The organism is Stenomitos rutilans, from assembly GCF_059505485.1.
In genome coordinates, this window is record NZ_JCACKR010000116.1 from 329,042 (window position 1) to 343,552 (window position 14,511).

General features: G+C 52.4%; 10 protein-coding genes and 1 tRNA gene. 6 read left to right on the plus strand and 5 right to left on the minus strand.

Annotation, left to right across the window (positions count from 1 at the left end):
* The first annotated feature begins 22 nt into the window (after positions 1-22).
* The 3 genes from AC5JLP_RS25305 to AC5JLP_RS25315 all read left to right on the plus strand — a co-directional run bounded on the left by AC5JLP_RS25305 (position 23) and on the right by AC5JLP_RS25315 (position 6,528).
* Positions 23-1,660: a RecQ family ATP-dependent DNA helicase gene (locus AC5JLP_RS25305; RefSeq protein ID WP_496070604.1), complete on the plus strand. Its 1,638-nt coding sequence runs from the start codon at positions 23-25 to the stop codon at positions 1,658-1,660.
* A 185-nt stretch (positions 1,661-1,845) separates the two neighbouring features.
* Entirely contained in the window at positions 1,846-3,282 is a 1,437-nt protein-coding gene (locus AC5JLP_RS25310) for an efflux RND transporter periplasmic adaptor subunit (RefSeq protein WP_496070605.1), read from the plus strand.
* A 156-nt stretch (positions 3,283-3,438) separates the two neighbouring features.
* Positions 3,439-6,528: an efflux RND transporter permease subunit gene (locus AC5JLP_RS25315; protein WP_496070606.1), complete on the plus strand. Its 3,090-nt coding sequence runs from the start codon at positions 3,439-3,441 to the stop codon at positions 6,526-6,528.
* Positions 6,529-6,540: 12 nt separating this feature from the next.
* On the opposite strand, the gene AC5JLP_RS25320 is transcribed toward AC5JLP_RS25315, so the two are convergent.
* A complete protein-coding gene (locus tag AC5JLP_RS25320; RefSeq protein WP_496070607.1) occupies positions 6,541-8,184 on the minus strand; it encodes an alpha-amylase family protein in 1,644 nt (547 codons plus the stop codon).
* A gap of 248 nt (positions 8,185-8,432) precedes the next feature.
* On the opposite strand from AC5JLP_RS25320, the gene AC5JLP_RS25325 reads away from it, so the two are divergent.
* Together AC5JLP_RS25325 and AC5JLP_RS25330 are read left to right on the plus strand one after the other, a co-directional pair.
* Positions 8,433-9,179 (plus strand): superoxide dismutase, encoded by a 747-nt coding sequence (locus AC5JLP_RS25325; RefSeq protein ID WP_496070608.1) that lies wholly within the window; start codon positions 8,433-8,435, stop codon positions 9,177-9,179.
* A 135-nt stretch (positions 9,180-9,314) separates the two neighbouring features.
* Positions 9,315-9,386, plus strand: a tRNA-Gly gene (locus AC5JLP_RS25330).
* 1 nt (position 9,387) lies between these two features.
* Here AC5JLP_RS25330 and AC5JLP_RS25335 read toward each other — a convergent pair.
* The 4 genes from AC5JLP_RS25335 to AC5JLP_RS25350 all read right to left on the minus strand — a co-directional run bounded on the left by AC5JLP_RS25335 (position 9,388) and on the right by AC5JLP_RS25350 (position 13,007).
* Positions 9,388-10,542 carry a tetratricopeptide repeat protein gene (locus tag AC5JLP_RS25335; RefSeq protein ID WP_496070609.1) on the minus strand — a complete coding sequence of 385 codons (1,155 nt, stop codon included), beginning with the start codon at positions 10,540-10,542 and terminating at the stop codon, positions 9,388-9,390.
* Positions 10,543-10,586: 44 nt separating this feature from the next.
* Complete coding sequence (locus AC5JLP_RS25340) at positions 10,587-11,318, minus strand: tetratricopeptide repeat protein (protein ID WP_496070610.1); 732 nt, start codon at positions 11,316-11,318, stop codon at positions 10,587-10,589.
* Positions 11,319-11,396: 78 nt separating this feature from the next.
* The gene (locus AC5JLP_RS25345) at positions 11,397-11,846 is read right to left on the minus strand and encodes a hypothetical protein (RefSeq protein ID WP_496070611.1); all 450 of its coding nucleotides are present in this window, start codon (positions 11,844-11,846) and stop codon (positions 11,397-11,399) included.
* Positions 11,847-11,858: 12 nt separating this feature from the next.
* Positions 11,859-13,007, minus strand: coding sequence for a CHAT domain-containing protein (locus AC5JLP_RS25350; protein ID WP_496070612.1), 1,149 nt, complete (start codon positions 13,005-13,007; stop codon positions 11,859-11,861).
* 712 nt (positions 13,008-13,719) lie between these two features.
* Here AC5JLP_RS25350 and AC5JLP_RS25355 point away from each other — a divergent pair.
* Entirely contained in the window at positions 13,720-14,292 is a 573-nt protein-coding gene (locus tag AC5JLP_RS25355; RefSeq protein WP_496070613.1) for a Uma2 family endonuclease, read from the plus strand.
* Positions 14,293-14,511: the final 219 nt, after the last annotated feature.

The following is a 14,511-nucleotide window of genomic DNA, read 5'->3' on the forward strand; positions in this document are numbered from 1 at the left end:
CTCCTTGCAGCTAGAGAACCTTATGGCTAGAAAGCGAAAACAGACGAAGCAGATTGAGCAGGCTGCTCAGGAGCATTTTGGCTATAACGAATTGCGACCGGGTCAGGAAGCCGCTATTCAATCGGTCTTGAATCGGCAAGATACCTTAGTCGTCATGCCAACTGGGTCTGGTAAATCCGCGATTTATCAGCTTGCAGCGGTAGAGATGAAGGGCGCAACGGTCGTGGTGTCACCACTCATTGCCTTGCAAAAAGATCAGGTAGATACGATCGAGAGCCAGGATATTGGGGGTGCGGCACAGGTTAATTCGACCATTCGAGAGGGCGATCGTCGGGAGGCGTTTGACCAACTGAAAGCGGGTGAGCTTGAATTCATTTTCCTCGCTCCTGAGCAGTTTAAGAACTCCGAAACGCTGGAGCATCTTCAAGCCGCGAACCTATCTCTCTTTGTTGTGGATGAAGCCCACTGCATTAGCGAATGGGGGCATGATTTTCGTCCCGACTACCGTCGCTTAGGAGGGGTAATTGAGGCGTTGGGACATCCTACTGTTCTGGCGCTGACGGCTACTGCATCGCCGCCTGTACGACAAGGCACTCTAGAGCAGTTGGGTATGAACGATGCCCATGTCATTGTGCAAGGGTTCGATCGCCCCAATCTTTGGCTAGGAGTCGAGCGCTTTGAGGATGATGCAGAAAAACAAACCGCTTTGATTCAACGGGTACTGCAAGCAGAAAAACCAGGCATTATCTACGCCGCTACTCGTAAACGTGCTGAGGAATTGGCAACGGCTCTGAGCGATCGCGGCATCAACGCCCTGGCTTACCATGCAGGTTTAAAGCGTCGAGAACGGGATGATGCTCAAACGGCGTTCATGGCAGACGATATTGAGGTTATTGTTGCCACCACTGCATTTGGGATGGGCATTGATAAACCAAATGTGCGCTTTGTGTTTCATTACGACATTAGCGACTCGATCGACGCTTACTATCAAGAAGTCGGTCGAGCCGGACGGGATGGCAATCCAGCCACAGCACAGTTGTTCTACAACCCCAAAGATTTGAGTTTACGCCGCTTCTTTACGGGCGGTCACCTCGATCTGGATCAGGTCGCACAGGTCGCAGTCACCATTCACAAAGCGGATGCACCCATGCCGCTTAAAGATTTACAGCAGGAAGCAGATCTATCTCAAACGAAGGTGATGACTGCCCTCAACCATTTGCAAGCAGCAGGTGTCGTAGAACTGCTGCCTACGGGCGAAGTGATTGCCTGCGAAGACCCCACCGATTTGAATGAAGCACTGGAAGAAGCGGCCCAGGCAGACAAACAGCATCAACAGTTTGAGCGATCGCGCCTGGAAATGATGCGCGGGTATGCCGAAGTGCGCGACTGTCGGCGAGAATATTTGCTCAACTACTTTGGTGAAAAAATTGACACGCCCTGCGGCGCTTGCGATAACTGTCAGGCTGGCATCACAACCGAGAAGGACGATCGGTTAGAACCGTATCCACTCGATAGCCGTGTCAAGCATAAAAGCTGGGGTGAAGGCACCGTAATGCGGTATGAAGGCGATAAGGTCGTGGTTTTGTTTGACGAAGTTGGCTACAAGACGTTAGAAGTTGGGATGGCGCTTCTGGGTGGACTGTTACGGCAACTGGAATAGAGACATTACATGCATGTCCTCACAAACATAAACCTCTTTGCAAACGTCATCCTCCAATTGGGTGAACTGATTAGAGGATGACGCTTTCAAGATTGGATTGTTAAGACTGACTAAGCTTCACTCCAGCTTAAGCAGTGTCATAATTAAGAAAAGTAACGCTTTCTCATAAAGCTGTTTTTGCAACTTTGACTCATGTAAAGCAGTCAGTGCAGCTTTGGCTCACGCAAAGCAAGCCAATATATGAACGCTTGGATGGGGTTTCAGCGAGGCAACAGATCGTGGCTTACGAATCAATTTCAGGTGCAGAATCAAGTGCAGAGAATGCACAGCTAGCAGTAAAAAAACTGCATGAACCAGAAGCTTTCACGGCTTCCACCGCTGAGAGAAAGCCAGGGCAGGTCGGTAGTTGGCTGAGCGGTTGGCGTGGGCTGGCGATCGGGCTGGGTGTGGGAGCCGCGATCGCAACCGTTGCCACTCATCTTCCCTCTGGTTCGCAGACCTCCACTCCAGCGACGACGCTAGAGGGAGTCGTCGCTGGTCAAACTGTGGCAGTCGCACCTGCTGCCCTAACAAACGTTGCCCAAACGGTTGATACCACTGGCAGCGTTGCCGCGTTTGATATGTTGCCCATCCTGGCGCAAGCCACTGGACTACAAATTCAGCAGGTGCTGGTTGAAGAAGGGCAAACGGTGACAGCAGGGCAAGTGCTGGCAGTGCTGGATAATGCCGTTCTCACCGCTCAGCGGAATCAAGCACAGGCAGATGTTGTCTCAACGCAGGCGATCGTCCGACAAAAGCAGGCAGCGTTTGGTCAAGAGCGAGCAACCCTGGCGCAAGCAGAAAGCAACCTGCGGCGTTATCAAGATCTGGCGCGAGCAGGAGCCGTGTCGCAACAGGATCTAGACTCCTACGTTACAGCGGCTAAAACGGCTCGTGAAGCGGTAAGCGTCGCTCAGGCAACGATCGCCAGCGCTCAAGCCGATGTCCAAAGCAAGATTGCCGAGCTGCAAAGGCTAGAAACCCAGATTGCTCAGACTGTGGTTCGTGCACCTACCAATGGTGTTATCGCTGAAAAGGTTGCCAGGGTGGGTAACGTCACAGGCACCGAAAAGCTGTTTTCCCTTATTCGCGATGGGTCTCTAGAACTTCAGGCGAAAGTACCCGAAACAGAGCTGCCTCAAGTGAAAATTGGTGCCCCTGCCCAAATCACCTCCGATGCCGACAAGCGCATTAATCTACAAGGACGAGTACGGGAAATTTCGCCGCTGGTCGATCCGCAAAGTCGGCAGGCCACCGTCAAAATTGACCTGCCCGCTAGTGCTCTGCTGCGATCAGGCATGTTCCTGAAAGCGGCTGTTACGGTTCAAACAGCTCAAGCCTTAACCGTTCCTGCGTCTGCGGTTTTACCACAACCCGACGGACGATCGCTGGTTTACATTCTTGAAGGCACCGATGTTGCTCGTGCCAAGCCCGTTGTAGTTGGCACTCGACAAGGCGCGACCGATCCAACCAAAGCCCGCATTGCGATCAAAAGTGGCTTGAATGCTGGTGATCGCGTCATTGTAGCGGGGGCTGGCTACGTGAAGGATGGCGATCAGGTCACAGTAGTTGTTGGTCAGTAAGGCAGAGGCAAAGGGCTGAAGAAAGGAGTGGGGGAGTCGAGAGTCGGGAGTTGGGAATAGATTAACGGCTGATCGCTGACCGCTGATAGCCCTCTAACTCAAAACTCAAAACTCCTATTAGCACTAACAGCTAAAAACTAACAACTAAAAACTTGTATGAACATTTCCGCCTGGTCAATTCGCAACCCGGTTCCGACGATCGTTCTGTTTTTGGTGCTGACATTAGCAGGACTGGTCGCCTTCCCAAGGTTGGGAATTGATGAGAACCCCAATATTGATATTCCAGCCGTAACGGTCACAGTGTCGCAACCTGGAGCCGATCCGGCGGAGTTAGAAACTCAAGTCACCAAGCGTATTGAAGACGCAGCGGCAGGGCTGGGCAATATTGATGAAATTATTTCAACCGTGACGGATGGCTCCTCTATCACGCAAGTGAACTTTGTTTTGGGTACAAACAGCGATCGCGCGACAAATGATGTCCGCAATGCGGTCGCGCAAATCCGTCAAAACTTGCCGCAGGATATTAACGAACCGATCGTGGAGCGCGTAGACTTTGCCAGTGGTGGCCCCATTGTCACGTATGCCGTATCGTCTACCCAAAAATCGGTTGGCGAGTTAAGCAATCTGGTGGATCAAGACATCAGTCGCGCCCTTTTGGCAGTACCTGGTGTATCGCAGGTAAACCGGATTGGCGGACTCGATCGCGAGATTCGCGTTGACCTGAACCCCGATCGACTGCAAGCGTTAGGCATTACCGCAACGCAGGTCAATGATCAAGTGCGGGCGTTCAACCTTAACCAACCGGGTGGTCGTGGGGAAGTGGGTGGCACCGAGCAAACGATTCGCACGCTAGGCAGTGCCTCGACGGTGGAAGCGCTACGGGCGTATCAGATCCCATTGCCCAAAGGTGGCTTTGTTCCCTTGTCCAGCCTGGGTACGGTGACCGATGCCGCTGGCGATATTCGTCGCATTGCTCGTCTTAACAATCAGCCTGCTGTTGTGTTTTCAGTGCTGCGCAGTACGGGCACCGTGTTAGTGACTGTTGAAGAAGGCGTGCAAGCAGCCGTCAAGGAACTGCAAAAAACCTTGCCAGCAGATATCAAGCTGGAACTGGTCAATAACGTCCGGGCAGACTATACGCGAGAGTCGTATCTGGCATCTGTGGAAGCGGTTTTGCTGGGTGCTGTGCTGGCAGTCATCACAATCTGGATCTTTTTGCGCGACTGGCGAGCGACACTCATTACGGCTGTTGCGCTGCCCCTTTCGCTCATTCCCACGTTTATCGTGCTGTTGGTGCTGGGCTATACGCTCAACTTCATGACCTTGCTGGCGATGGCGTTGGTTGTTGGGATTCTGGTGGATGATGCGATCGTCGAAATCGAAAACATTGAACGGCACCAGCAGATGGGTAAATCGCCCTTTCAAGCGTCAATCGATGCTTCGGATGAAATTGGACTGGCGGTGGTGGCTACTACGATGAGTATTGTAGCAGTCTTCATGCCAGTAGCCCTGATGACGGGCGTGAGTGGACAATACTTTCGTCCCTTCGGCGTGACGGTAGCCGCATCCGTGCTGTTTTCGTTACTCGTCGCACGGATGATTACGCCCCTCATGGCTGCCTATATCCTGAAAGACAACCCCCATCACACCGACAACCTTAAAAAAGATCATCTGTCCTATCAGTACCGTCGCGTGTTGACCTGGGCGTTAAAGCATCGTGTCGTCACGTTGGCGGCATCGTTAGGATTCCTGGTGGGTAGCGTGATGCTCGTGCCACACATTCCAGTGGGGCTGTTTGGCAGTGATGATGTGGGTCTGTCGATCGTCAATATGGAATTGCCTCCCGGTTCGACGATGGAAACTACCGATCGCACCACCCAACAACTCACTACGCTGCTACTCAAAAATCCGAATGTCACTGGTATTCAAACTGACGAAAATGTTAATAAAGCCACCCTTTATGTGAAGCTGAAACCCAAAGGCGAAGGGCGCAACATTTCGCGTACACAGTTTGAAAATGAGGTGCGTCCGCTGTTTCGTCAGATTCCTGGTGTTCGCCTTAGCTTTGAAGGGAATGGCTTTGGTGGCTCCAAAGAATTGGCGATCGTGCTGAAAAGTGAAGATGCCGAGGCGCTCACTCGCGTTGCCGAAAGCCTGGAAAAGCAAATGCGTCAGGTGCCTGGTTTGGTGGAAGTCGCTTCTAGCGCCAGCCTGGTGAAGCCAGAGATTCTCATTCGTCCCAAACCCCAGCAGGCTGCGGATCAGGGTGTGACCGTTCAGGCCATTGCCCGTACTGCGAACCTGGCAACGTTAGGTGATTTTGACGCAAACCTGGCAAAATTTGACTTGCCCGATCGCCAGATTCCCATCCGGGTACAGCTTGATCCCCAGAGGCGTAATGACATTGATACCATTCGCAATCTGCAAGTGCAGAACCAAAGTGGTGCGCTTATTCCACTCCAGAGCGTTGCAGATGTCAGCTTTGGCAATGGGCCGTCCCAGATCGATCGCTACAACCGATCGCGCAAAATTTCGATCGAAGCTAACCTTCAGGGTGCGGCATTGGGCGACGCGATCGAAAAAGTCAACAACCTACCGACGTTAAAAAACTTGCCGCCCAACGTGAAGCAAGAGAAATTTGGCAATGCCAAAATCATGAACGAACTCTTCACGAACGTCGGTACTGCTTTGGGTGCAGCCGTCCTGTTTATCTACGCCGTTCTGGTATTGCTCTTCGGCGATTTCTTGCATCCCTTAACCATTATGGCGGCGCTCCCCTTTTCGTTGGGTGGAGCCTTGATGGGACTGTTGCTCACACAGAAGGAGTTGGGTCTCTATGCGCTGATTGGTATTGTGCTGCTGTTGGGCCTGGTGACGAAAAACTCGATCCTGCTGGTCGATTACGCCCTACTCAATCAGCGTGAGAGTAAACCGTTGTTCAGTGCCGTATTGGATTCTGGCGTGGCCCGCTTGCGTCCCATTTTGATGACCACGATCGCCATGATTGCTGGAATGATGCCGATCGCACTGGGCCTTGGTGCTGGTTCAGAAGTTCGAAGCCCGATGGCGATCGCGGTTATTGGTGGGCTGATGACCTCTACCCTACTCACGCTGGTCGTGGTGCCTGTTATCTTCACCTACATCGATCGACTCCAGCACCTCGTCTTCGGTCGCCTGCTGCATGGTGCCAGCAAGCGCCGTCATGCTGAAACGACGGTTCAAAAGGGAAAGGGGCATACTGCTTAGCCAGCGCGATCGCTACATTTTTTGGTTGCTGACTCGAAACCAACGGTAGCCATAGCCATCCAGGTGCACCTCACGAGACGCATCCTCCAGCAGGTCATAGGACTGGTCTTCTAGTAGCTCGATGAGATGTTTACTGTCGTCGTCTTTGAGCTGAAGCGTGACGGTACATGGCTTGGAGGAAAGGTTGTGGACTGCAACCACAACGCCATCGTGCCACTGACAGCGATGAGCAAAAATCGTGGGTTCCCCGGTCTCAATAATCTGCCAGTCGCCCCACCCAAACTCTGGACATTCTTTTCGCATGCGGATAGCGCGTTCCATCCAGTTGAGAAGCGATGCCGGGTCACGCCGTTGGGCAATGACGTTTAAGTGGTGATAGCCAAATTGTTCATCATCAATCACAGGACGGATTAGCTGATCCGCCGATGCTTTAGAAAAGCCGCCGTTCGGTTCACCTGTCCATTGCATGGGTGTGCGAAACGGGTTGCGTTCCTCAAGCGACAGATCATCGCCCATGCCAATTTCTTCGCCGTAGAACAAAACGGGTGTTCCGGGTAAGGTCATGATCAGGCTGTAGGCAAGGCGAATGCGGCGGGGGTCGCCATTCACCATTGGTGGAAAGCGACGACGAATCCCCCGATCGTAAATCCACGTCTTCTCTTTATCAGGTGAAAATTTGGCAATGATTTCATCCCGCTCTTCCTGGCTAAGCTTGTCGAGCGAGAGTTCATCATGGTTGCGAATGAAGTGCGCCCACTGCCCGATCGCCGGAATGGGTGGAGATGCTTTTAAGCCTTCAACCAGGGGAGCGGCTGTTTCCTGCGCCAGGGCAAGTATGATGTGCTGATTCACCATAAAGCTAAAGAGCATTTGCATCTTATCGCCATCGCCAAAGTAGTCGGGCACTTTGTCCATCGCCACATTTGCTTCTGCCAGCACGATCGCATCACCCCGTCGCCACGAGAGAAAGTCCCGAATTTCATTGAGATAAACATAGGGGTCAGTCACATCAGCCTGCGCTTCAATCCCCTTTAGCTCAATGAGAAACGGTGCCGCATCAATGCGAAACCCGGAAATGCCCAACTGCAACCAGAAACCCATGATTTTGTAGATTTCTTCGCGCACCGCTGGGTTGGCAATATTCAAATCTGCTTGGTGGTCGTAAAAGCGATGAAAGTAATACTCCCCCGCCTCTTCGCTATATGTCCAGGTGCTTTTCTGAATGCCGGGGAAAATGATGCCATCCTCTGCATCGGCAGGTTTCTCTTTTGACCAGACGTAGAAGTTACGGTATTTGGAATGCTTGTCTTTGCAAGCAGCTTGAAACCAGGGATGCTGTACGGAGGTATGGTTGACCACTAAATCGATGATGACGCGAATGCCACGATCGCCCGCCTGACGGGTAAATTCGACAAAATCGCCCAGCGATCCGAGACGAGGATCAACATTGTAGTAATCCATAATGTCGTAGCCGTTATCACGATTGGGCGTGGGGTGAAACGGCATGAGCCAGATACAGGTGACTCCCAACCCCTCCAGGTAAGCCAATCGCTGCGTTAGCCCCTCAAAGTCCCCAACGCCATCGCCGTTGGCATCCATGTAAGTTTCGACATCCAGGCAGTAAAGAACAGCGTTTTTGTACCAGAGGTCTAGCATCGCGTGGGGTGATCCTGTAGTAAGGTCGTATTCATCCTTACGTCTGTTTCGTAACCTGTCTTCCCACCTGCGATAGAAGCCGATCACATCAAGCCAGATCACAGGAAGTTAGAACGATCGCAGTCAAATACAGTCGCTTGTTTCAAGGTTTCAATCCAGCAATCGACCCTATATCGTTATAGCCATGACAGAAGCGCTTTGAACACCGATAATCCAAGGTAGTGCTGAGAATATGGGGTTCTACCGCTATGTCATTCAATCGCCGCCATTTTTTAGTCTTGTTCGGTGCAGGAGCAGGTGCGATCGCCACTGGCATCTCTGCACCCCGTTTTGCCTGGGGAGCCGAGTCTACCGAAAAGCCAGCTACACCCGCCGCGTTTACATTACCACCGCTCCCCTATGCCTACAATGCGTTGGAACCGCATATCGACGAGCGGACGATGCAATTCCATCACGATAAACATCATGCTGCCTACGTCAAAGCTCTGAATGGTGCCATTGAAAAGCATCCAGAACTCAAAGGCAAAACGGCTGAAGATCTCATTTGCAACCTCAACAGTGTGCCCGAAGATGTTCGCACGATCGTTCGCAACAATGGCGGTGGGCACATCAACCACACCATGTTTTGGGAAATTATGGGGCCTAAAGCAGGCGGCGAACCCACTGGAGAGCTTGCGACTGCCATCAAAAAGAACTTTGGCAGCTTCGACGAGTTCAAAAAGCAGTTTAATGAAGCAGGCACAAAACGCTTCGGTAGCGGCTGGGCATGGCTCGTGCGCACCAAAGACGGCAAACTTCAAATCACCAGCACTGCTAATCAAGACAACCCCATGATGGAAGGGCTGTATCCCATCATGGGCAATGATGTTTGGGAACACGCTTACTATCTTAATTACCAGAATCGCCGCGCTGATTATCTAGAAGCCTGGTGGAATGTGGTCAATTGGAAAGCGGTAAGCGATCGATTCAAATTAGCCACGACAAATAACGTTTGAGGGCTGAGGGAAGAAGGATGAAAATGGACGATCGCGTTTGTGGCGCAACTCACGCTCTATAATAGCTAGTACAGCATGGATCGCAGAGACCTAGGGCGCGTCATCAACCCCTGTTCATCTCTTATCCCTTTCCCTGCGGGTATAGTTCAGTGGTAGAACGTCACCTTCCCAAGGTGAATGTCGTCGGTTCGAGTCCGATTACCCGCTTTTAGATTGGACGTTTAGGCATTACAAGGTCTATCTGCCGCTTCAGTTTTGCTGCTTGATCTGGATTGCCCAGGAAGAGGAAGCCGATTCTGGCTTGCGAAAGACAGTAAAGCAATTGCTGTGAGTCTTTAAGGGTGGCGTAAACCTGACCCAGACCGTAATACGCCAGCGTCCATTCTTCTAAATCTTCAGGGGACTGCATTTGCGCGATCGCCGTATTGTAAGCGTTGCCTGCTAAGCGAATTAAGCCAGTCTGCCAGTAGAGGTCACCGAGGGTGCGGTATAGGACGGACGATCGCGGCTCTTTCTGAAGCTGGGTTTCCAACACTGCAATGGCTTCAGCGCTGAGGCTGTAGGTTTGGTAGTTGTCTGGCGTCAGTTCGTAAGCTGCGATCGCATTGGCAGGCAAAACATAGTCGTCATAGTAGGTCGCTAGCATTAGCGCAGTTGTTTCATTGATCGGTTTGCCCCGCAGCAGTTTTGCCGTGATGATCTGAACATCGGTGGCTTCAGCGGGGCGCAGTACTCTAAAATCGAGTGCTTGCGCCAGTTCACCGCTGGGTGTTGTGTCTTCGCGAGACGAACGATCAGTGTTGGTCATCACGACGAGCGTATAGACCAATCCTGGCTCTAACGGTTTGCCAGCGTAAGCGATTTGCGTGTCTTTGGTTTGCGCTTGCCCTACGGTGCCCGTAGGGCTGCTCACTTCCACCCTATAGTTACTGGCATCGGCAACCATGTGCCAACGTAAGAGGGGTTTGGCACTCAGCAACAGTGAGTGTCGAGGCGTAATCAGGTAGGGGATGGAGGCGTCTAGCCCACCCTCTGCATTGAAATCTTGAGTCCCTCTGGGCGCATTGGTTCGCCAAACGGGACAAACTTTGCCAAGTCCAGAGACGGCTTTCACAGATCGCTGCAAACCGTTGGGACACAAAATTGTGACCTGCACGCCTTGGTCTGGGGTGAGTAGATCACCCCGGTTCAGTTCTGCTCCCTGGCGAGCAAAAAAGCTGTTGGGTGGATCGTCACGCTGAACACGCACTTTGCCTTTGCCAACAATAATTTGGACGCGAGCAGAGCGAGGCAGGTTAGCTTTAGAGGGTTGGGCGAATGTCGCTGGCAGGAGGGTGAACGCGATCGCCACTGTTATGAACATCCCGAAAACGAACGCGACCCAACGTATAGCTTGCTTCGATGTAGTTACTGTCCCTGATTCGCCTCCCATTTCGTCAGGCGTTTCTGAGCGGTGTTCAGCCACTCGTCTTCTTCAGGAACGGTTGCGACACCATAGCGAGCACACAACTTCCATTCCGCCAAGGCTTTCTTTTGAGCCCAAAGCGGCCTTTTCTGATCGCCTTGAGCTTCAATCACTTGTGCCTGTAAGCAATGAGCGGCAGCTAATGTTTCCTTGGGCAGTTTTTCAGCTTGTCCCAGCTTGATAGCATCATCCAGCCAGGTGTCGGCATCGGTAAGGTTGCCCTGTTTTAAGCGTGCCCAACCCATGTTTTTCATCAAAGCGAATTTTGTGGCGGATTGGAGCGTTACTTGCTCATCGGAGAGGGGCTTTTGGAGGAACGCGATTGCAATCGGGTAGTCCTTTTTGAGAATGTTGAGTCGTGCCAGGTTGTTGACCGCATTGGAGTCGGCGATCGCATATTGATATTGCGTCCGAGCGTCATCAGGCTTTTGCAAATCCTCGTAGAGTCTGCCCAGCCAGAAGTGAGCAGCGGTATTATCAGCGTTCAGTTCTAGCGCCCGCTTGTATTTGGCTTCGGCACTGCCCCAGGCTTTTTTTTCGTAGGCTTCCCGCCCCTGATCGGTGTACCAGCTAGAAATGGCGGGTAGGGATTGTCGAAGTCCTACCAAACCCAGCAGTAAGACGCACGATCCGGCGGTGCCGAGTTCGTGCCAATACTGTTCTGGGACGTGCAACCCTTTCAGCGTCTGTTTGCTGGCTACTTGTCCCGCTTTGGTGAGTGCGCCACCAGCCGTTAACAGGGTGAGGATGCTTTACACGCTAACAGCGATCGCGCCTGTTGTATCAGGGCCACCTTTGAGGAAGCGGGTGGAAATATCACCGACCAGTCCGAGGGAAATGGTGAGAAAGGTGACGGAGAGCGCTGTCCAGAGCCAATCGAGCTGGCTCCACTGCTTTGGCTTGGGTGCTTCTAGCCACCACCACCAGGCGGTTTCTTTGGGACTGAAGCTGACACGCCAGTCTGCTTTTTGAGTGAAGGGGGTGATCGCGTCTGCTTGCGCCCTCAACTGTTGATCTAGCTCACTGATGGTTTGGAGTACGGCACCAGACACTGGCTCTGTATCTGCTAACGCCGCCTGTATGCCATCTCTAGCATTCAAAGCTTCCAGCACGATCGCGGCTGGAACAGGACGATCGGCTTGAGCAAGAGCGGCGATCGCCGCCTTGTAATGTTGAATCGCCTGGTCGAGTGGTCGCGTCATGGGGTCATCATCCTACAAATTGTTGCCAGTGAGGATGAAGGGTGCCCAGTAGTAGGGATGGCTGAAATCACGGGCGATCACAGGTATGGAGCCATCAGTGGTGGGAAGCTTGAAGCTATCACCGCGAGTTTGCTTGGTGGCAGTGCCTGCGACTCGTAGCAGCGATCGTTGTGCCTGTCGTAGGGCTTCGGCTTTGCTCTTGCCCGTTGATAGGTTTTGATAGAATTGCTGCATCAGTTGGCTGGTGCTGGTGTCGTTGACGAGCCAGAGGGAGGCAATCACCGACTTTGCGCCGCTGGTGAGGAAGTAGTAGCTGATGCCGGACACTTCAATGCCTTCTTTATCCGCACCACCCTTGGCGGTTTCGCAGGCGGACAGCACCACGAGATGAATGCCGCCTAAGTCGGTCATTGTCTCAATTTGAGGATTTTTGAGTGGCTGACCGTTGCCCAACACCAGAAAGGAGTCCTCCGGGTTGCCGGGGACAAACTGACCGTGGGTGGCAATATGGACGATGCGATGGTCGATGAGCTTTTTGAATGCCTCAGTGGTAAAGTCTTGATTCAGCAGCTTTAAGCCGGGATAGATGCCAGTGGTACCCGATCGCACAATGCCGTTGAGTTCATCGGGCACATTGGGCAACGCATTGAAGTTAGGCACCTTCTCCGAAAGCCCCAGCGCAAGTACAGGGTGTTCCCGTGGCAGCACTCGGAGGTCTTGCCGAATCAATTCATAGGTGCTGACGGACTGCTTGAGAAAGACCACTGCCAACTCTGCCTGTTTCTGCGCTTCCAGCAAATAGCCGATATTGTTGAGCGTGGTGCCTTCGTCCGCGCGGTCACCAATCTCCTTGCGAATGACCAAGGCTTGCTGATAGAACTCCAACGCTTTGGGATACTGCCCCAGGCTGTCGTAAATGCCGCCAATGTTGTTGAGCGTGGTGCCTTCGCCCACGCGGTCACCAATCTCCTTGCGAATGACCAAGGCTTGCTGATAGAACTCCAACGCTTTGGGATACTGCCCCAGGCTGTCGTAAATGCCGCCAATGTTGTTGAGCGTGGTGCCTTCGCCCGCGCGGTCACTAACTTGCTTAAGGCGTTCAAGTGCTTTTTGAAACGAGTCAAGAGCCTGACGATACTCTGCCCGATGATACTGCTGCATTCCCTGCTGGTTTAACTGCTCAGCCTCTGCTTTACGGCTCTGGTCTGTCTGTGCCTGGGCAGGGAGTAGGGAGTAGGGAGTAGGGACACTATTGGAGCCAGGAGCAGTGCCATTGCGAGAGTGCGTAGGGCTTTGAGGGAGTGGGGCATTGGTTTGCAGTAAGGGGGCTGATATCGCATTCTCTGAGCTATTCTCTAGCCTAAGGGAAATACACCCATTGAGTCGTTATCTCCGGATTTGTAACGATCAAGTGTCAACATTCAACGACCATGCTTTAAGCATCAGCGCTGATGCTCTGAGGTTCAGCGGCGAGGCTCTGAAGCTTGGCAATGATGCTCTGAGGTTCAACAACGAGGCTTTAGGGTTCAGCGACGAAGCTTTGAACAACAATCACGATGCCCAATGACTCCTTGATGATGCTCTGAGGTTCAACGCTAAAGCTCTGAGGTTCAACAATGATGCTCTGAGGTTCAACGACGAGGCTTTAAGCAACAATCACGATGCTTAAGGCTGCAACGCTAAAGCTCTGAGGTTTAGCGCTGATGTGCCAAGCTGCAACGATGAACCGTCTAACAACAAGCCTGAGGCTCAACAGATGATGGCTTCAGTTCCTCACAATGGCTTGCCAGCAGCCTGGAAGTTGGAGGCGATCGCGCCTCCAATCATAGAAGCCATATCATAAAGAAACACGCATCAGCAGGCAGGGAGAGCTATGGCGATCGCCACCCAACCCATGACCCTTGAAGACTACCTCAACTACGACGACGACAGCGATACCCGCTACGAGCTAGACAGTGGAACCCTAACTGCCATGCCACCAGAGAGCGTCCAGAATAATCGCATTGCCTCGTTTCTCTTCGCTTATTTTCTGCAACTTGGCATTCCCTACTATTGCTTGAGTATTGGGACACAGATTGCTGTTAGTGGAAAACGGGCAACGGCAAGGCAACCAGATTTAATGGTGCTGTCAGAAGAGTCCGCTAATGCTCTAGAGGGGGCGAAGCAATCCTTCATTACCCACGATATGCCACCGCCCTTGCTGGTCGTTGAAGTGGTGAGTCCGCAACAAGAGAACCGCGACTATCGTCACAAGCGCACCGAATACGCCGGACGACACATCCCAGAGTACTGGATTGTAGACCCGATCGCGCAAAAAGTCACCGTACTGGAATGGGTTGATGGCTTGTACGAAGACCGGGCGTATCAGGGTAATGAGGCGATTGTCTCCTCCTCTCTTCCAGGCTTAAAGCTAACCGCTACGCAGGTATTAGAAGCCGGACGTTAACTCAAATCTTGCACCATTCTCAAGAAGACGTCTTTCCAGCCTTTCTGACGATCGCCCTGCCCCGCCCTGAACTAAAAGTTCGGGCTAATAGAGGAAAGTCCACTGAAGTGTACTAGGAGGCAACTGAGCGGTTTTTCCAGTCCGTTTTAACGGACTTCGTGCTGTTATCCCTCTTTTGTTACTACGGTGGAGGAGAAGAAATTCAAGTCCCATCAAGCT